Genomic DNA, 21,299 nt, shown 5'->3' with positions numbered 1-21,299 from the left:
GGCGCGGCTCCGGCCGCCCCGCGGGCCTCCCGCGTTCCTGCCCGGCCGTGGATCCGGGTGTCCGAGGGGTGGCCCACAATGGGATGCGGTCAGTGGGATGCGTTGAGCACGAGGGGCGGAGGCAGCCATGGCGGTGTGGGACGACCTGGTCGGGCAGGACCGGGTGGCGGTCCAGCTCTCGGCTGCCGCGCGGGACGCGGACGCCCTGGTCACCGCGGCGGCGGGGCACGCTGACGCGGCCGCCGGGCCGGGCGGGGCGTCGAGGATGACCCACGCCTGGCTGTTCACCGGCCCGCCCGGCTCCGGCCGGGCCACCGCCGCGCGCGCCTTCGCCGCCGCGCTCCAGTGCGTCGGTCCCGACCGGGCGCTGGGCGGCGAGCCGGGCTGCGGATTCTGCGACGGCTGCCACACCGCCCTGGTCGGCACCCATGCCGATGTGGAGGTGGTGCGCACGGATCAGCTCACCATCGGCGTCAAGGAGACCCGCGAACTGGTCCGGCGGGCCCAGCTTTCGCCCGCGGGCGGCCGGTGGCAGGTGATCGTCCTGGAGGACGCCGACCGGCTCACCGAGGGCGCGGGCAATGTGCTGCTCAAGGCGATCGAGGAGCCCGCGCCACGCACCGTGTGGCTGCTGTGCGCGCCCTCGCTGGAGGATGTGCTGCCCACGATCCGCTCCCGCTGCCGTCTGCTGACCCTCCGCACACCTCCGGTGGACGCCGTCGCCGACGTCCTCGTCCGCCGTGACGGCATCGACCCCGAGCGGGCCGCCTCCGCCGCCCGCGCGACCCAGGGTCATATCGACCGCGCCCACCGCCTGGCCACCGACGAGCGGGCCCGCACCCGCCGCGCCGCGGTCCTGCGGCTGCCGCTGCGCGTGGACGACGTGGGCGCCTGCCTCAAGGCGGCGCAGGAGCTGATCGACGCCGCGGCCGAGGACGCCAAGCAGGTCGCCGAGGAGGTCGACACCAAGGAGACCGAGGAGCTGCGCGCCGCCCTGGGCGCCGCCGCCGGTACGGGCGGACGGCTGCCGCGCGGTACGGCCGGGGCCATGAAGGATCTCCAGGACCGCCAGAAGCGCCGGGCCACCCGTACCCAGCGCGACAGCCTCGACCAGGCGCTGACCGATCTCATCGGCTTCTACCGGGATGTGCTGGCGCTCCAGTTGGGCTCCCAGGTCGCGCTGGCCAACACCGATGTGCGGGACGCGCTGGAGAGGGTCGCGTCGGGTTCGAAGCCGGAGCGGACGCTGCGCCGCATCGAGGCGGTCACCGCGTGCCGTCAGGCCCTGGACCGCAATGTGGCGCCGCTGCTGGCGGTCGAGGCGATGACCATGGCGCTGCGCGCGGGCTGAGCCGCGTCCGGACGCCGTGTGGACATCTGCGGCCGTGCGGACGTCCGCGGTCGTGTCACTCGTACGGGTTCGACGCCGCGCGCATGGAGCGTAGTCAAATGGATACGCTCCGTGAGGGGCCTCCCGGTCCGGCCCGGGCGCGACGCGCTCGGTGACGGCCGCCCGTGATCCCCGTGTCCGCGACCGCGAACCGAGGGACCAGCCGATGGACATCAGCCGCCGCACGCTCCGCACACTCGGCACCGCGTTCGCAGCCGCTGCCCTGCTGTTCTCCGGCTGTTCCTCCGGTCCGTCGTCGAGCGCCGCCGCCCAGCCGCCGCCCAGCGTCCCGGCCGCCCTCAAGCCGTATTACGAACAGGACCTGCGATGGCGCACCTGCGGTGGCGCGGGCTTCGAATGCGCCACGCTCAGAGCCCCGCTGGACTACGCCCGGCCGGGCCGGGGCCACGATCTGAAGCTGGCGGTCTCCCGCAAGAAGGCCACCGGCTCCGCGGAGCGGCTGGGCTCGCTGCTGGTCAACCCGGGCGGTCCCGGCGGCTCCGCCATCGGCTATCTCCAGAGCTACGCCGCGATCGGCTATCCGCAGCGGGTGCGCGACCGGTACGACATGGTGGCGATGGATCCGCGCGGCGTCGCCGGCAGCGAGCCCGTCCGCTGTCTGAGCGACCGGCAGATGGACGCCTACACCCAGACCGACCAGACGCCCGACGCGCCCGCCGAGACCAGCCGACTGGTCGCCGCCTACAAGAAGTTCGCCCGCGGCTGCGCCGACCGCTCCGGCAAGATCCTCGCCCATGTCTCCACGGTCGAGGCGGCCCGCGACATGGACCTGCTGCGCGCGGCCCTCGGCGACCGGCGCCTGACCTACGTGGGCGCCTCCTACGGCACATTCCTCGGCGCCACCTACGCCGATCTCTTCCCCTCCCGCGTCGGCCGTCTCGTCCTCGACGGCGCCCTCGACCCCTCGCTCCCCTCCCGGCGGATGAACCTCGACCAGACCGCCGGGTTCGAGACCGCCTTCACCGCCTTCGCCGAGGACTGCGTCCGGCGCGAGCGCTGCCCCCTCGGCACCCGCTCGGTCGCGGACGCCCGAGACCGCCTCGGCGCCTTCTTCACCCGCCTTGACTCCCACCCCGTGTCCACCGGCGGCTCCCGCCGCCTGGGCGAGTCCCTGGCCACCACCGGCGTGATGGCCGCGATGTACGACGAAAGCTCCTGGCCCCAGCTGCGCACCGCACTCCGCGCCGCCCTGCGCGGTGAGGGCGGCGGTCTGCTGAACCTCGCCGACCTCTACTACGAGCGCGACACCGACGGCTCCTACGCCAACCTCATGTACGCCAACCCCGCCGTCAACTGCCTTGATCTGCCCGCCGCGTTCCGCACCCCGGCGGAGGTCGAGAAGTCCCTCGACGCCTTCGAGAAAGCGTCCCCCGCCTTCGGTCGCGCCCTGGCCTGGTCCGCCCTGAACTGCGCCTACTGGCCCGTCCCCGCGACCGGCCGCCCCCAGGTCCTCGACGCCAAGGGGGCGGCCCCCATCCTGGTCGTCGGCACCACCCGTGACCCGGCCACTCCCTACGCCTGGGCCCGCTCACTGGCCCGCCAGCTCTCCTCCGCCACCCTGCTCACCTACGAGGGCGACGGCCACACCGCCTACGGCCGCGGCAGCCGCTGCATCGACGACGCGATCAACACCTACCTCGTCTCCGGCCGCCCTCCCGCCCCCCAGAAGCGCTGCCGCTGACCAGCCCGAACGCCCCTTGCGGGGCCCCCACCCGGCCCCGTACGGAGCACCCCTCGAAACTGTGTAGACTTGGCCGCGCTGCTGATGCCAGTCTGGCCACGCAGCATGCCGCCTTAGCTCAGTCGGCCAGAGCGACGCACTCGTAATGCGTAGGTCAAGGGTTCGATTCCCTTAGGCGGCTCATCTGAAGCCCAGGTCACCTCATCGGTGACCTGGGCTTTTGCGTATCTCGATATTCCCCCTGGTCCGCCCGCGGCGCGGGGGCCCTATGGCGGCCCCCGCGCCCGCCGTCCTTACGCGCCTTTCAGATGGCGCATGAGGCGTTCGAAGTCCTGCCAGCCCGACAGGTCGCCCGGATCGCCCGGGAGCGGGTAGTAGAGGGCGGGGCGGGATGCCGGGCCGAGGGGGAGCGGGGGGTCGGCGAGGGGGGTGCGGCGGGCGCGGTCGGCCGGCAGCTCGCGGACCTCTTCCGGTCCGAGTACGAACGCCAGCGGGACGCCGGGGCCTTCGAAGCGTGGCGGGACCATCAGGTCCCGGCGCGCCTTGCGGAGCTGGAGCAGCATCGACTGGAGGTGGTGACGGGTTGCCAGGATCTCCGCGACCCGGGGGAGGGCCTCCAGCGGGGGCTCCTCATCGGGCCCGTAGCCGAAGGCGAGTGTGACGTCCTCCTCCACGCCCCCCGTCGTACGGCTGACGCGGACCGTGGCCAGAGCCGGGCGGTCGGGGCTGCCGACGACCACGAGCCAGGTGGGTTCGGGCGCCCGGTCGTGGGCGAGGTCCGTCAACTGGCGTACGGACCACGGGAGGTTGGCCGGTTCCGCGGTGCCCCAGCCCGCCGGGGGTTCCCCGGTCAGTTCGCGCCAGACCGACTCCAGGGCACCGCCCAGGACCAGACGGTCGTCGGCGGGGTGGACGGTGCGGAAGGTGACGGCGAGCTGGCGCTCGCCGGTGTCGGCGAACGCCCGGTAGGCGTCGGCCACCGGGGTGTCCGGGTCCTCGGGGGTGGCGTCCTCCGGGGCGACCGGGGCGAACAGGCCGTTCTGCCAGCGCAGTACGGCACCGGAGAGCCCGTCGTAGTAGCCCTCCTTCTCGTCCTGGACGACCCAGCGCGAGGGCCACCCGCCGAGGCTGGTGCGGACCGCGGGGGAGAGCCGGGCCCCGGGCGGGGTGACGATCTGGAGGCCGAGTTCGGCGCGGGCGGTGGCGCGCAGCGCGTCCGAGAGCCAGGCCGTCATCGCGATCACCGGCCGGTCCTGGATGACGACGGCGACCTTGTCGGTGAGCACGTCGACCGCGGGCTGTGCCGCCGCGGGCGCCGGTGCCACGCCCACCTCATCCGACGCCACCACGGCCAGGGAACCGGCGGCCTCCGGCGGCCAGACCGAACCGCCGGACAGGGACGCGAGCCGGGCGGCGAAGGTGCCCGCGAGCCGTTCGGCCTCCTCGACCCCGGTGGTGGCGCGTGCCTCGGTCCACCAGAACGGCACCGGGGGTGCGGTGGCCCCGAGCAGCCGCTCGGCCTCTCCCGCCACCTGGACGAGCACCGGTGACTCCACGGAGACCAGGGGACGCCCCTGCGGGTCGCAGAGCTGGACGACGGCGTCCTCGCCCGTCGTCCCGACCAGCTTGTCGGGGCCTCCGGAGAGCAGCCCCGCGAGCACGCTCAGCGGGGCGGGCATCTGCTGCGTCAGGGTGATGACGTCCTTGGTCATGGGGTCCTGTCCGGTCCTTCCTCGGTCGTGAATATCCGTGACGCCCAGGGCGCGTGGGGCGCCAGAGGCACCGCGGGTGTGGTGTCAGCCGTCGGTGTGCACCGTCTGGATCAGCCGGTCCGGCCGCCCCCGCTGGATCAGCACGCCGCGCCCCGCGGGCCGCTGCGCGGCGTACACCCCAGGGAACAGCTGCCCCTCGCTCCGGTCGCCCGCCATGACGAGCGCCGAGGCGCCCGATTCGCGCAGGCCCAGCACCAGCGGTTCGTACATTCCGCGCGAGGCGCCCGCGACCCGGCGGGTCAGGACGAAGTGGAGGCCGATGTCGACCGCGGACGGGACGTACGGCAGGAACGGCGCGAGCGGCGCCTGCCCCGCCGTGGTCAGCACGTCGTAGTCGTCGACCAGGACCACGATCCGCGGACCGCTGCCCCAACTGCCGGGCTCCAGGTCCCCGGTGTCCGCGGTGTCGTCGGGGAGCCGCTTCTCCAGCTCGCCGGCGATTCCCGCGGCCAGCCCTCCGCACATCCGTGCGTTGTACGCGTACCCGCCGCGGAACTCCTCCGGGATGGCGCCGCGCAGCCCGCGCCGCGGGTCCATCACCGCGAACACCAGGTCGTCCTCGCCGTGGCGCTCGATGAGACCGTGCGCGATGGTCTTGAGGAGATTGGTCTTGCCGCATTCGCTGTCGCCCAGCACCAGGAGGTGCTGATCGTGCGCGAAGAGGTCGAGGGTCACGGGCGCCAGCGCCGACTGGTCCAGGCCGATGGGCACGCGCGTGGGCTCGGCGGCCAGGCCCGGCAGCAGCCGCGGTTCCAGGACGTGCGGCAGCACCCGCACCGGCTGGGCCACCTCACCGCTCCAGGTGGCGCGCACCGAGCGGGCGGTGCGCTCCAGGACGGCGCCCAGGTCGGCGGTGTCGGCGAGCCCGTCGGTGCGGGCCAGCGCCACCTGCGCGAAGAGCTTGCCGTCGGTGAGCACGCGGCCGGGTTCGTCGGGCGCCAGCGTCTGCGCCAGCTTCCGGTCGATGCTGGACTCGCTCGGATCGTTCAGCCGCAGCTCGATGCGGGTGCCGAAGGTGGACTGGGTGGCGATCCGGACGTCGTTCCAGCGCAGCATGGCCGCCACGACGTGGATCCCGTAACCGCCGCCCCGCTTGAGGATGTCGACGACCGCGTCGTCCAGCTCCTCGAAGTCGTCGCGCAGCGCCCCGAAGCCGTCGATCATCAACACGATCTCGGCGGAGGCCAGTTCGGGCAGCTGACCGGCCGCGTGCAGGGTGCGCAACTGCTCGACGGAGTCGATGCCGTGCCGCCGGAAGAGCTCCTCGCGGATCTCCAGCATGGTCCGCACCTCTTCGACGGTGCGCCCGGCGCGTTCGCGGTCGGCGCGCCCGGCGACCCCGCCGACGTGCGGCAGTCCGGAGAGTGCCTGGAGCCCTCCGCCCACCAGGTCGAGCGCGTAGACGCCGGCCTCCTGCGGGGTGTGGGTCAGCGCGAGCGAGAGGGCGAGTGTGCGCAGTAGCGTCGTCTTGCCGGACTGCGGACCGCCGATGACGGCGGCGTGGCCGCCCGCCACCGTGAGGTCCAGGTACCACCGGCCCTGCCACTGCTTGGTCGGATCGTCGAGCAGTCCCAGCGGGATCCGCAACGGGCCGCCGCGCCCCGCGAGCTGCGTACCGCGCGCACCGACCTCCAGCGGCCCCGCGACCGTGTCCAGCGCGATGGCGCCGGGCAGCGGGGGGAGCCAGATACGGCGCACCGGGGCGGCGGCGTCGGCGAGTTGGGCCACCATCACACCCAGCTCGGTCGGCCCGGTCTCCCGGCGCCGGGTCGCCGGTTCCCGCCCGCCGGGATCCTCCGGTCCGGCCAGGGTGTTGTACGCCGGGTACTCCAGCGCGAGCGGTCCGGACTGCTCCTCCTCGTCGCGCCGCACCGGACCGCGGTAGCCCCCGGAGACATAACTCGCCTTGAAGCGTTCGTAGTGGCTGGTGTCCACTTTGAGGAAACCGAAGCCGGGCAGCGGTGGGAGGTGGAAGGCGTCGGTGGTGTCCAGGACCGTACGGGACTCGTCGGCGGAGAAGGTGCGCAGCCCGAGACGGTAGGAGAGATAGGTGTCCAGGCCCTTGAGCTTCCCGCTCTCGATGCGCTGGCTGGACAGCAGCAGATGGACCCCGATGGAGCGGCCGATCCGGCCGATGGACAGGAACAGATCGATGAAGTCGGGCTTGGCGGTGAGCAGTTCGCCGAACTCGTCGATGACCACGAAGAGGTGCGGCAGCGGATCGAGATCGGGCCGCTTGGTGGCGCGCAGTGCCGCGTAGTCACCGATGTCGGCCACGTTGCCCGCGTCCTTGAGGACCTGCTGGCGCCGCTTGACCTCGCCCGCGAGCGAGGCGTGGACGCGCTCGACCAGCCCGGCCTGGTTCTCCAGGTTGGTGATGACGCCCGCGACATGCGGCAGTCCGGCGAACGGGGCGAAGGTCGCGCCGCCCTTGTAGTCGACGAGGACCAGTGCGAGATCCTCGGGGGGATGGGTGGCGACCAGGGCGAGCACGAGGGTGCGCAGCAGCTCCGACTTGCCGGAGCCGGTCGCGCCCACGCACAGTCCGTGCGGACCCATGCCCAGTTCGGAGGACTCCTTGAGGTCGAGCAGGACCGGTTCCCGGGAGTCGCTGATGCCGATCGACACGCGCAGGAAGGCGCGTTCACCGCGCGCCGCCCACAGCCGGTCCACGTCCAGCCGGGCCACGTCGTCGATCCCGAGCAGTTCGGCGAAGTCGACGGGGCCGGACAGCGGGGCGTCGACGAGCGATTCCGCGGACAGCCGCAGCGGCGCGATCATGCGGGCGAGCCCCTCGGCGAACGGGATGCCCACCTCGTCCACCGTGCCGTGGGCGCTGATCGGCTCCCGCTCGCGCAGATCCTCGATGACGACCTGGTCGCCGTCGACCGTGATCCGCACACTGACCTGCCCCGGCTCCTGGACCCGCCGCTCCAGCAGATGGAGCACGGTGACGCCCATCTCCCGCAGAGCCACGGCGTCGTCGGGGCGCGGCAGGTCCACGGCGTCCGCGCCGTGCCCGTCGGCCACCACCACCAGGCGCGAGGTCATGGCCAGCGCGTCCGCACCGGACAGCCCCCGCCGCACCTCGGCCGCGTAACCGGCGCGGCGGCGCAGCTCGGGTCCGATCTGCCGGGCGAGCTGCGGCGGTGAGGGGGCGATACGGCGGGCGGCGACGGGGCCGTCGAACTGCTCGGTGTCGAGCAGATGCGGCAGCCACTTCGCCCATTCCCAGTCGGCCATCCGCTCACCGGGCACGGCGAGCGCCATGGCCGCGTCATCCGGCGCGTGGGTGGCGGCGGTCTGTACGAGCAGCGCGCGCACGAGGCGCAGGCAGTCCTCGCGCGGACCGACGACGCTGATGTTGCCGACCCGGTCCAGCGGTACGGTGAGCGGGAGTTCGGTACCGGTGCGGAAGCGGGCCATGAGCGCCGACGCCTCGTTGAGCATGAAGCGGTCGGGCGGGGTGAGGACGGACGAGCCCTGCTGGCCGAGGGTGAGGTCGCGCACCGGCATCTCACCGGTGCCCACGCGCACGCGCAGGAAGTCACCGTCGAGACGGCGGCGCTCCCACAGCCGGGCCGGGTCGCGCACGATGTCGTACAGCGCGTCCGGCGGCGGGTTGAGCACATCGGCGCGCTCCCTGCGTTCGCGTTCCTCACCGGCCAGTTCCTCGCGGAGGTCCTCCAGATAGGTCAGATACGCCTCGCGCTGGGTGCGGCGGGTGCGCTGGGCCTTGCCGCGCTGCGAGAAGAGGAGCGCGAGTGAGCCGATGATCGTGACCACGACGATGATCGCGCCGAGTCCGGCGAACTGGCTGTTGCGGACGACCGTCATCATCACCACGGACGACAGCACACCGGCCACGGGCAGCAGCGACATCGCGACGTTGCCCGACTTCCCCTCGGGGAGGTTGGGCGGGGCCTCGATGGTGCGGGCCTCGGACGGGGCCGGCGGGCGGGTGGTCCGGGCCGGGCGGTGGATCAGTCGGGTACTCATCGGCGTCCGTCCTCGGGTCAGCGGCGCTGCTGGGAGAGCCGGAAGGCGTCCGCGGCGAGGAGGGCGGCGGCTTCCCTGGTCGCGTGGGCGAGACGGTCGGTGCGGATCGGGCCGCCGGCCGCCAGGTGCCGGTCGTAGGGCAGCACCCGGACGGTCGCCCCGGTGTCGGCGAGCCGTCCGGCCGCCTTGTCGAGGTCGATACCGGAGTGCGGGACGAGTTCGGTGAGCGCGACGACGGTCCCGGTGATCATGTGGCGGGGCAGCCCCCGCATCCACTCGAGCACCGCGCGGGTGCTGGTGAGGCCCTCCAGGGTGGCGGGCGCGGTCAGCACCCGGGCCTGGGATGCGGACAGCGCGACACGGGCGACCTCGGCGGGCAGCGTCTCGCAATCGACGACGGTCACGCCGAAGTAGCGGCGCAGCGAGACCATGACCCGCTCGTACGCCGCGGTGTCCAGCATCGCGCCGATCTGGCCCTGGCTGCCGGGGAGCAGCCAGGCGTTGCCGGGGAGTTGGACGAGGTATCCGGTGACGTCGAGCAGGGACATCTGCGGTTCGACGATCCCGGCCAGGTCGCCGGTGGTCCAGCGCACCGACTCGGCGCCGAGCCGCGACGGCAGCGAACCGAGCGCCGGATCGGCCTCGACGAGGAGGACCGGGTCCTGCCGGTAGTGCGCGTAGGCCATGCCCAGCAGCGCGGCCACGGTCGACTTCCCGGCGCCGCCCCGGATGGAGGTGACGGCGATCTGGCGGCCGGTGGTCACCGGCTGCTGGAGGGTCTCGGCGGTGGCGGTGGTCGCGGCGACCTCGCGCGCGGCCGAGGAGGAGACGGTACGGCGCAGGGTGCGCGCGGTGCGCGCGGCGATGTGCTCGCCGTGGCGCGGCCGGTGGGTGGCGGCGGCGAGGGAGGGGTCGGCCACGGGGCGGGAGTCGGGGGTGCGCGGGGGAGAGGGGGCCGGGTGGGGCGGTGCCGGGTGGGGCGGGGTTTGCGGGGGCGCGTGCGGTGGTGCCGGGTTCGGGGGCGGGGCCTCGACGGGGGTGTCCGCGGGGCTCCCGGTGAGATTGCCCGCGGGGGCCTCCGTCCCAGGAGGGCCATCGCTGTTGCCGCCATCGCTGTTGCCGCCGCCGTCGGCACGCAGGGATCGGAGCAGATCGCCCTGCCAGTTGTCCGCGTTCGCCATGTAGGCCCTCTTTCCCACCTGCCACCCCGCCCGGAGGGCTGCGCGTCGACTCAGAACTTGTTGAGGAGCTGTCCGTAGACGCCGAACACACCGACGGCGAGCGGGAAGAGCCCCACGACCCCGATGGATTCGGTCAGATCGGCCACCCGCCGCAGCCGGACCCGTACGTGCTCGGGCGGCTGCACCGCCAGGGCCAGCAGCGGCAGCACGGCTGCCGCGGCCAGCACCGCGAGCGGTCCCGCGCCGCCGGTGTGGTCCAGCCACACGACCACCAGACGTACGACGAGGACCGCGGCGGCGGCGAACAGCGTGACCACCTCGGCGACCAGCGGGAAGGCGCGCGCCCGGGAGAGCAGCACCAGGGCCACCACGGAGGAGAGCGCCACCGTCCACACGGTCGGCTCGTCGGCCAGGGTCAGCAGCCAGCCACCGGCCGTCGCGGAGGACGCGGTGACCATCGTCGCGAGGGCGAGACCGCGGTGGGTGGCCGCGAGCGCGTTGCCCACCTGGTGGCGGCTGACGGACGCTCCGGCGGAGCGGCGGTCGTCGAGCGCGGTGAGGCCGGAGGCCATCAGCGCGAGCCGGGGCAGCAGTCCGAGCAGCACCACGGAGAACACCGCCATCACGGCGCCGAGCCGGGCCGTGTCGTCCTGCACGGCGGCGACGGCCTGCCACACGACGGCGAGCGCGGCGGTGGCCCCGGCTCCGACGAGGCCGCCACGGCCCAGCGGTGAGAAACGGCCGAGCAGCGCCAGCGTCACGACGCCCGCGCCCGCGACGGCGGCGAGCCGGGTGGTCCCCGACCAGTCGTGGGCGTCGGCGGCGGTCCACGCGGCGAGGACGCCGAGTCCGCCGGAGGTGAGCAACAGCGCCGTGGCGAGCCCGCGGTTGCCCCGCCCGGCGGTGGCCGCGGCCGCACCGGCCGCGGCGAGGACGAGCGCGATGACGGCGAGAGCCCCCGCGAGCGCGTCGAGCGCGATCTCGCGGCGGGCGAGCAGTCCGGCGAGCACCGCGAACACCACGGTCCCCACCCCCGCGCTGATCCGGCGCGCGGCCGGACGCCAGCGCCAGGTCCGGAGGTCGAGGTCGTCCGCGACGAGATCGGTGACATCGTGCACCACGGGCGCGGGCGGCGCCGTATGCGCCCGCACCAGCCGCAGGACGGCTCCGTCCGTGACCTCCGCCGAGGAGAGCGTGGCGTCATGCGGGAGCGCGGAACCGTCCGCGGTGATCAACTGCCGTGTCATCGGCCGCGCCGCGGCCCGGTCGTCCAGCAACTGGAGGATGTCCGGCAGCAACTGCCCGATCGGAGCGTCCGAGGGCAGCACGATATCCGCCCGGCGGCGCTCGCCGATCAGCGTCACCCTGCTGAGCCGCGCCCGGGAAGTCGATGCTGTGTTCACCACTGAAGGGAACCTATCGTCGCGACGTCGAGGGCATGGAACCGGGTGTCCGTCATCATGAACTCTTGTCGGTTTTCTCGGACTTCTCGGACTTCTCTGAATTCTTCGGGTGTGATGTCCGGGGCGGCTGCTGGTACTGCTGTTCCTGGCGCTGCCGCTTCTCCTGCTCGTCCTTCTGTTTCTGCAGGGTGTGCTGGAGAAACGACCACCCGACACACCCCGCGCACAGGACGGCGGCGATCGCGATTCCGGCGAACATCTTCCCGATCCGCTCATCCGCCGTACGCCGCACCCGCAGAGCCCCGAACAACAGCGCGTCCCGCATCCTTCGGCGGCGCACCGCGACCGACTCCAGGAGCTGGCTGTCGTAATCCCGTGCCACTGGTCTGGGGATTCCTCTCCTCACTGCCTCTGTGCAACGTAAGCCATCGTGCGCGGGCCGTACAGACCGGGGCAGTGTGCCTGATGCTGGCGATCACGTTTAGCCAAGGGCAAGTGAAGTCACCATGGCGACATCAGGCGACAGCTTACTCGAGGGTACCCCCCCTCTTCGTAGTTGATTCAATAAACGCAGCAGCCTCGGCCTCCGTGATCACAACGTGCTCGATGTTCTCACGTCCAAGGTCACGTAGCCGGAGGTATTCCGTTGGCTCCCAGCGAAGGTCGGCAGTGAAGGCTTCGTCATATGTTTCGGTGTCGTCGATCCGGCGCCGGACAACACCAAGCGGGCTGACACGTGGATAGTCGTCGCTGACCTTCGCGTAGTACGTGATCTCGCCCTCGGCATCCAGGGCGTCGAGGGTCGTGTGAGCAAGCGCGATAAAGGGAGTGGCAGCGAGATTTCGCTCAACGCTCCCGAGCTGGATCATGGCCCCGTTGAGGTCCACGAACTCCTCGACGAAGTACCCTCCGCCGCGTTCACACATGAGCAGCAGTGGCTCATACGGCTCATCGGGCAGTCCCTTGGGCAAGTCAATGCCCGACTGCCGGACCACCGCCCACCGCACGGCTGCGCGACACATCCGCTTCAGCGAGGACGGCATCACCCCGGTGAGGACTTCGTCCAATTCGGCAGTGAGTTCGGGTGCGAGCTGGACCTGGGGTGCAACGTGCTCCGCGACGTCGAAAAACGGCCATGTGTCCTCGACGTCGTAGGCTTGAGCCCACAGGGCGGTGCGACGCAAATACTCACGCATCAGTAGCGCACGGGAGTTCGCGTGATCAAACGCTGCGGAATCGTCGCTCCAGTCGATGGCGCGCAGCCGCTCCAGCGTTACGCATGAGTGATCACCGGTCACTTCAGGTCCAACCCCTTCGCTTTCAGCTCCTTGACAATATCGTTTACGAAACCATCGATATTGGACAAATCGTCAGCTAGTACTGTACTCGGGTGCTTGAGGCCGAGCTTCTGCCACCCCATCCCGAAGCCGCCCCTAGCCGGATTTGGCGCCAGGTCGTGTGCGCCCGCCGCGCTCAGACTCTTGGGCGATCTCCTCCCCTCGAAGGTCCCGTCGGACGCCACGCGCCACAGACCAGTCTGGTCGTGCACATACGGCAAGCCCCGCTTCATCAGATGACTCTCTACGTACTCGTGGGTCATGAGGTGCTTGAATTCCATGACCTGGTCTGCGTCCAGGGTCCCCTTGCGTGCACCGTCCCACAGGGCCGCAATGTCGTCCCTCGGGGTGAAGAGGCCGCGCTTCCACACTCCGGGGCGGACCGCCACATCGTGTTGCGTCCGGATCATGTGGGTCTTCACCTCGCGGATCACGGACTCGTCGATGCCGGTGTGCTTCGCCATCTGAGGCACGTCGACGTGGTTGGGCGTAGCTCGAAGGGACTCATACACCCTCCCCGCGTACTCCGAGGGCTGCTCTACCCAGCCAGCGCCGCTCCAACTGCCGTTGGAGTCGTGGATGTACGGGACGTCTCCTTCACCAGCGTCATCGACCAAGTTGTCACCGAGGTCCCCGGCGTCATCAGCCGCATGTCCGGCATCGTGAGCCGCATGTCCGGCATCGTGAGCCACATCCCCGACGTCATGTCCGAGATCCCCGACGCCGTCCCCCGTTGCGTCAAGACGGTCGGCGGCTGAGTCGAGTTCTCTACCGAGCGGGGGCGTCGCGTCGCCCACGCCGTGTGCATCGCCTCCTGCAGCGGCCGCGTCGTGGTGGCCACCGTTGTTCGGCCCGTCGCTGTGGCCGCCGGACGGCGGTTCGTGGCTGGCCGACGGGCCCGGGCCGTGGTCGTGGGCGTGGCCTCCTGGGAGGTTGTCGCCGACATGGCCGCCCGGCAGGTTGTCGCCCGCCCTGCCGCCGGGGAGGTTGTCGCCGGCGTGGCCCCCGGGGACGTCGTCACCGACACGGCCGCCCGGGAGGTTGTCGCCGGTGCGGCCGAGGTCGTCGAGGCCGCTGCCCAGGTTGACGTGGGTCGCGTTGTCGAGGGGGCGGGCGCCGGCGGCGACGAGGTCGGGTTGGCGGGTGGGGGAGTCGACCCGTGGGACGTCGGAGCCCGCGGCGGGGCGGTCCACGATGTCGGTGGGGGCGTGCGCGGCGTCGTGGGCGAGGGAGCCGTCGGACTTGTAGATGTTGCCGTCGGTGTCCATGAAGCGCGGGGCGCCCTCGCCCGGGAGTTTGACGCTGCCCGGGGGCAGGAGGCCGCCGTCGGGCAGGGCGACGCTGTCCTTGGGGATCTTGACCGCGTCGTCCGGGATGGGCGTACCGGAACCGTCGGGCAGGTGGACCTTGCCGTCGGGGGTGAGGTAGGAGCCCTCGGGGATGTGGACCGTGCCGTCGGGCAGTTTGGGGATGTCGATGGACTCGATCCCCTTCAGCCCCTTGGCGATGTCGCCGATCTTCGACAGACCCGCGCCCGCGCCCTTGGTGATGTAGGTCATCGGGTCGATGACCCTGCCCGCCTTGCCGGCGGCTGCGAGGGTCTTGGCGACGGCGCCCGCCTTGCCCGCCCCCGAAGCCGCGCCGCCCGCGCCGCCGGTGAAGACGGTGGTGACGACGTTGAAGGTGACCGCTCCGGCCGCGCGGCCGGGGTTCTTGCCCCATTCGTCCCAGGCGACCAGCGCCTTGCCCGTCTCCTTCATGGCCGTACGGGAATCCCGCAGCCAGGAGGGGAGCTTGTCGTCGGGGAGGGCCCAGAAGAGGGTGCCCGCGCCGGGGATGGAGGTGATCGCAAGCCCCGTGGCGAGCTGGGCCAGTCCCTTCCACGCCTGGCCCATGGCGTCCCAGCCGCCGAAGCCGACGAGGGTGCCAAGACCCTTGAGGGTGCCCCATACACCGTCGACGATCAGGCCGTCCCATACGAAGGACTTGACCCAGTGGCCGATCTCCCAGGCGTGGTGCTTCTCCTCGACCGGGTCACCCCAGGGGAGCTTGGCCTTCTCCATGTCGTCCGCGTTGAACCCGTACTGGTTCTTGCGGTCCGAGCCGTCCCCGGCGACCATCTGGTCGCCGTTGAACAGCGCGGTGATCTTGTTGTGGCAGGTGCGCTCGGCGGCCCAGAACGCGGCGACGGTCCGGGTGATCTCGTCGCGCAGCTCGTTGTGCTCGTCGACCTTGTCCTCGTCGTACTGCCAGTCGTCGTCGTCCTTGTGGTCGGCCACGAACGTGGTGGCAGTGGCCTTGAGGTCATCCAGCTTCTTCACCAGCGGACGGATCTCGGTGGCGTACTCGGACAGGGCCGTGGAGACCTTCCCCAGATCCTCGGCGAAGTCGTGGGCACGCTCCTTGACCGGCTTCGTCGTCGCGAAGAGCTGCTCGGCCTCGGGCGCCTTGTAATAGGCGGACAGCCCCTGGAAATGGGTGTGGACATCGGCACCGACGGAACGGATATGGCCCGCGTCCTTCTTCAGCCCACTGCAGGCTTTTTCGAGGAGCTCGAGATCGCCGGTGTACTGCGGGATCTCCTCAGGCTTGATCATTTGGTCTGTATCCCCGGCTTCTTCGGGTCCAGATCGGGGTCGCGCAGGGCCTTGTGCTGGACCTGCGCGGCCATCTGAAGATCACCGTTGAGGTACTCCGTCGTGGCGTTCATGGCGCCCTTGAGCGACTTGCCCGCCCGCGCGGCCATGAACTTCAGATCGGGAGTGGCATGGGAGGAGAACTGGGAGAGGGCCAGGGCGACCAGACCCCCCTTGGCCTTCTCGCCCCCTTCGCCGCCGCCGCCATCGGCACTGATGGTGCCCGCGTGCTCCGCGGCCGACTGCAGATGCGTCCCGTACGACTTCGCATGCTTCTCGATCTTCGCGGCGAACTCGCCCGTCGTCTTCAGCACGCCGGAAATACCCTGTGGCTTCAGATCCCAGCCCGTCATGAGTCCCCCCAGGACACGTCAGCGCCGCCCACGGTCGGGCGGCTCGGCCGATGGCCGCGGTCAGCCGATGTTGTCGACCGCGGCCTTCGCGCGCGACAGCGTGTGCTGCGCGGTGCCGTCGTTCTTCTCCAGCGTCGTCTTCAGTAGCTGGATGATGTTCTTGACCTCCTGCGAGGACCGTGTCCAGCGCAGCTCCTTGCCGTGGTACTCATCCGCCACGCCATCCGCCCTGAAGTCGGCCATCGCCGCCTTCACCTGGGCGTCGCGCGCGGTGATCACCTCTTCCAGGCGTGCGATCACCGCCTGGATGTTGCCCTGCGCGTCCGCGGACGCGCCCGTGTCGTACGAGCGGCGGTCATTGCCGGCAGCCATGAATGCTCACTCCCCGTTGAGCTCGTAGGAATCGCGGTCGGTGCCGCGGATCAGCGGCCGGAGAAACGGGCCGCGTCGAAATTGGCCGCGCCCATCTGCGTCCGCGCGTTGTCACCCTGCTCCTGGTCACCCGTGCCGAAGGCCGAGTCCATCCCCGACTGGCCGCCCAGGATCGAGGACAGCGCGCTGTGCAGGGACTGCGAGATCTCGTCCGAACGCGCCTTGAACGAGTCGAAGGCCGCCTTGCCCGAGCCGTTGAACTTTCCTTCCAACGGCTCGGCCGCCAGGACCAGTTGACGAATCAACGCTCCGAGATCGTCACTCGACCCGCGCGACTTCGACTGAAGGGTCGACAGCGTCTGGGCCCCCATGTCGAACTTCATCCGACTCCCCTTGCCGATCTATAAGAAGGTCGTTTCCAGTGCCATCCTTCCAACTACGGGAAATCGTCGCAATGGAGAAACAACAGGCTGTGACACAGGCGTGACAGGTGTGTCGAACCTCTCAGGAGCAGGTGTGTCGCATCCGGCCGGGGTCCGGCCCTGTGGCCCGGTGGTGGGTGCGCCCTAGGGTGTCGGAACGGGACGGATGGGTCGGATGGCAGGAGGTGCCCGGAGCGTGCCGGAGTGCGGGGTGCGGTTCCGCCTGCTCGGGCCCGTCGAACTGGTGGTGCGCGGCCGACCCGTCGGGCTGACCGGGAAGCAACGCACGCTGCTGTCCCTGCTGCTGGTCCAGGCCGACCGGCCGGTGTCGGTGGAGCGCCTCAAGGACGGGATCTGGGGTGAGGAGCCGCCCGCCTCGGCGGACGCCCGGGTACGGGCGCTGGTGGCGGAGTTGCGGCGGGCGTGCGGACCGGCCGGGGCGGAGGTCGTGATCACCCGGAGCCCCGGCTATCTGGTGCGGGTCGAACCGGGTGCGCTGGACACACAGGAGTTCACGGAGTCGGTGGACCGGGCGAAGCGGGCGGCCGGGCGCGGGGACTTCACGGAGGCGGTGGCCTCGTACCGGGACGGCCTCGCGCTGTGGCGCGGCGGTCCGCTCGCCGATGTGCGGGGCGGGCCCCTGGTCTCCGCGGAGGCGCGGCGGCTGGCCGGACAGCGGCTGGACGCCCTCGAGGGGCAGGCCGAGGCGAAGCTGGCGCTGGGGCGGTACCAGGAGGTCATCGCCGATCTGAACGGACTGATCGCGGAGGAGCCGCAGCGGGAGCACCCGCGCGCCCAGTTGATGCGGGCGCTGCACCACAGCGGCCGTCGGGCGGAGGCGCTGGAGGCGTACCGGAGCTTCCGCGGACAGCTCGTCGGCGAGCTCGGCGTGGAGCCCGGAGAGGCGCTGCGGGAGGTGCACCAGCGGATCCTCCGCGGCGAGATGGCCGCGGGAGCGGCGCCGGTGGAGCGCCGGACCGGGAGCGGGGTGCCGGCCGAGGGCGCGGTCCGGGCGGAGGGCGCGGTCCGTGTTGAGGGGGCTCGGCGCGCCGAGGGTGCCGTCCGGGACATCACCTCCGCGGTGTCCGCGACGCCCCCGCCGGAGGTACCGCTGCCGGTGCCGCGGCAGCTCCCGCCCAGCACCGGGCGGTTCATCGGCCGGACGCGCGAACTGGACGCGCTGGATCGGCTGAGCGCGGAGCCCAGCCGGGTGGTGCTGGTCGTCGGTCCGGCCGGGACGGGGAAGTCGTCGCTGGCCGTGCACTGGGCGCAGCGGGCGGCCGACCGGTTTCCCGGCGGTCAGCTCCATCTGGATCTGCGGGGGTTCGACCGGAGCGAGCCGATGTCGCCCGGGGAGGCGCTGCCGCTGCTGCTGGGCGCGCTGGGGCGGGCGCCCGAGCACATCCCGCACCAGTTGGACGCGCAGATCCAGCTCTACCGCTCGCTGCTGGCGGGCCGCCGGGCCCTGGTGGTGCTGGACGATGTGGCCTGTCCCGACCAGGTGCGCCCGCTGCTGCCGGGTGATCCGGGCTGTCTGGTGGTGATGACCAGCCGGGACCGGCTCCCGGGGCTGGTGGCGGTGAACGGGGCGAGCCGGCTCTCGCTGGACTCGCTGGGGAACCAGGAGGCCCTGGAGCTGGTCGCCCAGCGGGTCGGGGAGGCGCGGCTGCGGGCCGAGCCCGAGGCCGCGGCCGGGCTGGTGGAGCTGTGCGGCCGGCTGCCGCTCGCCCTGACGGTGGCGGGGGCACAACTCGCCGACCAGCCGCACCACACCGTGGGCGACTACGTCAGGGAGCTGACCGAACGCGGACGGCTGGACCGGCTGTCCATCCCCGGGGACGAGCACGCGGCGGTCCGGGCCGCGTTCGCGCTCACCTACCGGGCGCTGGCGCCCGCGGCGCGGCGGATGTTCCGGCTGCTGGGGCTGGCGCCGAGCGGCGGGCTGACCACGGCCGTCGCCGCGACCCTGGCGGACGTCCCGCGCCGGGTGGCCCGGGACCTGCTGGACGCCATCGCCCGGGTGCACCTCGTCCACGAGACCGCCGCGCACCGGTTCGTCTGCCATGACCTGCTGACGGAGTTCGCGGTCGAGCGTTCGGCGGAGGAGGACGGTGCGGAGGACCGCCATGCGGCGGTCATGCGGCTGTTTGAGTACTACCTGCGCTCGGTGGGGAACGCGGCCCGGGCCAACGGGCTCCATGAGCTCTCGCTGCCGTACGAACAGGTGTCCACCGGAGTGGTCGCGGAGACCTTCGACAGCCCCTCGGAGGCGCTGACCTGGGTGGACACCGTGTGGGACGACATCGCGGCGGCCGTCGCCCATGCGGCGGAGAATGGGCCGCCGTGTATGGCCTGGCTTCTGATGGACGCCCTGACCGATCTGCTGCACCACGGCAGGCCGCTCACGGAGTGGGTGCGGCTGGCCGAACTGGCCCTCGGCGCCGCCCGCGCCCACCACAACGCGCCGGGCCAGGCCGCCATGGAGCTGTCGCTGGGACACGCCTGCTGGCGGATGGGGCGGCTGGAGGAGGCCAGGCACCACTACGAACAGGCGGAGGCCCTGGCCCGGTCGGCGGACTGGCGGACCGGGGAGGCACACGCGCTGCGCGGCGTGGGCGTCACGCTCCGGCAGCTCGGCGAGCCCGCCACGGCCCTGCTCCGGCACCGCGCCTCGCTCGCGATCGACCGGGAGCGGGGCGACCGGCGCGGGGAGTCGGTGGGGCTGGTCGACGAGGCGTCGGCGCTGCTGGCGCTCGGGGAGCCGGACGCGGCCGAGGAGTGTCTGACCCGCGCCCTGCCGCTGACCGCGGCGACTGGGAACGTCAACCTGGAGTCGATAGCGCTGGTGGCTCTGGCGCGCGTCCAGTTGAAGCGGGCCCGCTTCGACACCGCGGCGGCCCTGTTGGAGCGCGCCCGGATCGGTGCGATGAAGGGCGGCTTCCGCTGTGCGGAAGCGATGGCCCATGAGGCGCTCGGCCGGCTGCACAGCGACCGGGGCGCCTATGAGGACGCGATCGGCGCGCATATCGAGGCGCTGCTGATGACCCGGGCGGCCGAGAACACCAGCGGCCAGGTCGACGCCCTCTCGGGGCTCGCGTACGCCGAGGCGTGTCTGGGGCGTACGGAGGAGGCGGTCCGGCACGCGGAGCTGGCGCTGTACCTCGTCGGCCGCACCGGCCATCGCACCGGGCTGGTGGACGTCCATGTCGCGGCGGCCGAGGCGCACCGCCGCGCGGAGCGGCCGGAGGCGGCCGCGCACCACGCCCGCACCGCGGTCGCCCTGGGGGATGAGGGACACCGGGCGTCGCTCGGCCAGGCCCGGGTGGTCCTGGCGCGGGTCCTGCTCGGACTCGGTGACGCGGCGGGGGCGCTGGCCGAGGCGCGGCGGGCGCTGCTGCTGGCGGAGGAGAGCGGCCAGCGGCTGACTCGGGCCCGTGCCCTGCTCGCCCTCGGGGACGCGTACGACCGCGCGGACGAGACCGGGGACGCCGAGGCGGCGCGGCGGTCCGCGCGGGAGCTGTTCGAGGCCATCGGGCTGCCGTGTCCGCGGGCCGCCAGGGCGGTGGAGGACTCTCCGCGCTGACGGCCTGTCAGCCCGGCCCGTCCGGGGCGGGCCGGGCGGCGGGGATCCGCACCGGTCCGGCGAGTCTCTGAGATTTTTAGGAATGAAGGTGTAGAGGGTGGGTACACGCGTCTTCAATCAGCCTATGCATGCAGCCGATACAGGGAGTGCGACGTGAACGGCACGGCACCCGTGGTCTCGTCAGACATGACGGCAGCCGAAGCTGAGCAGGACAGTGGAGTTGAGCTCACTGGTCTTCCCTCGGTGACGGACCCGTCGAAGGTCGCGCCGAAGGACGCCAGGGCGCTGACCAAAACGTTCCTGGATCGGCTGACGGAGCTCGAAGAGGGGACGCACGAATACCAATATGTGCGGAACACCCTTATTGAGCTGAATCTGTCGTTGGTCCGATATGCCGCCCGGCGGTTCCGCAACCGCTCGGTGGAGATGGAGGACGTCGTCCAGGTCGGCACGATCGGCCTGATCAAGGCGATCGACCGGTTCGACCTGACGCGCGAGGTGGAGTTCACCACCTTCGCGGTCCCCTACATCGTGGGGGAGATCAAGCGCTTCTTCCGGGACACCAGCTGGGCGGTCCATGTGCCGCGCCGTCTCCAGGAGCTGCGGATCGACCTGGCCAAGGCGAACGAGGAGCTCTTCCAGCGGCTGGACCGGTCGCCGACCACCGCCGAGCTGGCCGAGCATCTGAAGCTCAGTGAAGAGGAGATCCTCGACGGTCTGGTGGCCAGCAACGGCTATCTGACCACCTCGCTGGACGCCCCGGCCGACCACGAGAACGGCACCACCCGGGTGACCACCTTCGCCGACCGCATCGGCGAACTCGATCCCGCCATGGAGGTCGTCGAGAATCTGCACGCCCTGAAGCCGCTGGTGGAGCAGCTCGGGGAGCGGGACCGGCGGATCCTCCAGATGCGGTTCGGGGACGAGATGACCCAGTCGGAGATCGGCGCCGAGCTCGGTGTCTCCCAGATGCATGTGTCCCGTCTGCTCACCAAGGCGCTCACCCGACTGCGCCGCGGGATGCTCGCCGAATAGCCGCCAGGAGCGGCACCGAAGCCACTGTCGGTTGTGTGGTGGGAATGTCGTGGGGGCCCGGCCGGGGATGCCGGCGGGGGCCCCCGGCGGGGCGGGGGGGGCGCCCGGCCGGGG

14 protein-coding genes and 1 tRNA gene are annotated in these 21,299 nt (G+C 71.9%); 5 read left to right on the top strand and 10 right to left on the bottom strand.

Going from position 1 to position 21,299, the window contains the following annotated elements:
• Positions 1 to 127 precede the first annotated feature (127 nt).
• The 3 genes from NMK44_RS08150 (at position 128) to NMK44_RS08140 (ending at position 3,273) form a co-directional block, all read left to right on the top strand.
• The gene (locus NMK44_RS08150; protein WP_254739895.1) at positions 128 to 1,351 is read left to right on the top strand and encodes a DNA polymerase III subunit delta'; all 1,224 of its coding nucleotides are present in this window, start codon (positions 128 to 130) and stop codon (positions 1,349 to 1,351) included.
• A gap of 205 nt (positions 1,352 to 1,556) precedes the next feature.
• Complete coding sequence (locus NMK44_RS08145; RefSeq protein ID WP_254739893.1) at positions 1,557 to 3,092, top strand: alpha/beta hydrolase; 1,536 nt, start codon at positions 1,557 to 1,559, stop codon at positions 3,090 to 3,092.
• Positions 3,093 to 3,199: 107 nt separating this feature from the next.
• Positions 3,200 to 3,273: transfer RNA gene (locus tag NMK44_RS08140), tRNA-Thr, on the top strand.
• 112 nt (positions 3,274 to 3,385) lie between these two features.
• Here NMK44_RS08140 and NMK44_RS08135 read toward each other — a convergent pair.
• The 10 genes from NMK44_RS08135 to NMK44_RS08090 all read right to left on the bottom strand — a co-directional run bounded on the left by NMK44_RS08135 (position 3,386) and on the right by NMK44_RS08090 (position 16,528).
• Positions 3,386 to 4,804 carry a DUF6177 family protein gene (locus tag NMK44_RS08135; RefSeq protein ID WP_254739891.1) on the bottom strand — a complete coding sequence of 473 codons (1,419 nt, stop codon included), beginning with the start codon at positions 4,802 to 4,804 and terminating at the stop codon, positions 3,386 to 3,388.
• 84 nt (positions 4,805 to 4,888) lie between these two features.
• On the bottom strand, positions 4,889 to 8,863 hold the full coding sequence (gene eccCa / locus NMK44_RS08130) for a type VII secretion protein EccCa (RefSeq protein ID WP_254739889.1): 3,975 nt from the start codon (positions 8,861 to 8,863) through the stop codon (positions 4,889 to 4,891).
• Positions 8,864 to 8,880: 17 nt separating this feature from the next.
• Positions 8,881 to 10,044 carry a MinD/ParA family ATP-binding protein gene (locus NMK44_RS08125; RefSeq protein WP_254739887.1) on the bottom strand — a complete coding sequence of 388 codons (1,164 nt, stop codon included), beginning with the start codon at positions 10,042 to 10,044 and terminating at the stop codon, positions 8,881 to 8,883.
• Between the two features lie 50 nt (positions 10,045 to 10,094).
• Complete coding sequence (eccD, locus tag NMK44_RS08120) at positions 10,095 to 11,450, bottom strand: type VII secretion integral membrane protein EccD (protein ID WP_254739885.1); 1,356 nt, start codon at positions 11,448 to 11,450, stop codon at positions 10,095 to 10,097.
• A 52-nt stretch (positions 11,451 to 11,502) separates the two neighbouring features.
• A complete protein-coding gene (locus tag NMK44_RS08115; protein ID WP_254739883.1) occupies positions 11,503 to 11,829 on the bottom strand; it encodes a hypothetical protein in 327 nt (108 codons plus the stop codon).
• A gap of 145 nt (positions 11,830 to 11,974) precedes the next feature.
• Positions 11,975 to 12,745 (bottom strand): hypothetical protein, encoded by a 771-nt coding sequence (locus NMK44_RS08110; RefSeq protein WP_254739881.1) that lies wholly within the window; start codon positions 12,743 to 12,745, stop codon positions 11,975 to 11,977.
• On the bottom strand, positions 12,742 to 15,381 hold the full coding sequence (locus tag NMK44_RS08105) for a hypothetical protein (protein WP_254739879.1): 2,640 nt from the start codon (positions 15,379 to 15,381) through the stop codon (positions 12,742 to 12,744). The genes NMK44_RS08110 and NMK44_RS08105 overlap by 4 nt, the downstream gene beginning before the upstream one ends.
• Positions 15,378 to 15,773: a DUF6507 family protein gene (locus tag NMK44_RS08100; protein ID WP_254739877.1), complete on the bottom strand. Its 396-nt coding sequence runs from the start codon at positions 15,771 to 15,773 to the stop codon at positions 15,378 to 15,380. The genes NMK44_RS08105 and NMK44_RS08100 overlap by 4 nt, the downstream gene beginning before the upstream one ends.
• Before the next feature lie 60 nt (positions 15,774 to 15,833).
• Positions 15,834 to 16,145 (bottom strand): pore-forming ESAT-6 family protein, encoded by a 312-nt coding sequence (locus NMK44_RS08095; RefSeq protein ID WP_254739875.1) that lies wholly within the window; start codon positions 16,143 to 16,145, stop codon positions 15,834 to 15,836.
• A 50-nt stretch (positions 16,146 to 16,195) separates the two neighbouring features.
• The gene (locus tag NMK44_RS08090; protein WP_254739873.1) at positions 16,196 to 16,528 is read right to left on the bottom strand and encodes a hypothetical protein; all 333 of its coding nucleotides are present in this window, start codon (positions 16,526 to 16,528) and stop codon (positions 16,196 to 16,198) included.
• Positions 16,529 to 16,742: 214 nt separating this feature from the next.
• Here NMK44_RS08090 and NMK44_RS08085 point away from each other — a divergent pair, with 214 nt between their 5' ends.
• A complete protein-coding gene (locus tag NMK44_RS08085) occupies positions 16,743 to 20,150 on the top strand; it encodes an AfsR/SARP family transcriptional regulator (RefSeq protein WP_302887921.1) in 3,408 nt (1,135 codons plus the stop codon).
• Positions 20,151 to 20,336: 186 nt separating this feature from the next.
• The gene (locus NMK44_RS08075; RefSeq protein WP_254740164.1) at positions 20,337 to 21,185 is read left to right on the top strand and encodes an RNA polymerase sigma factor SigF; all 849 of its coding nucleotides are present in this window, start codon (positions 20,337 to 20,339) and stop codon (positions 21,183 to 21,185) included.
• Positions 21,186 to 21,299: the final 114 nt, after the last annotated feature.

This window comes from Streptomyces cucumeris, assembly GCF_024295805.1.
GTDB classification, from domain to species: domain Bacteria; phylum Actinomycetota; class Actinomycetes; order Streptomycetales; family Streptomycetaceae; genus Streptomyces; species Streptomyces cucumeris.
This window is presented reverse-complemented; position numbering and strand designations above follow the sequence as displayed.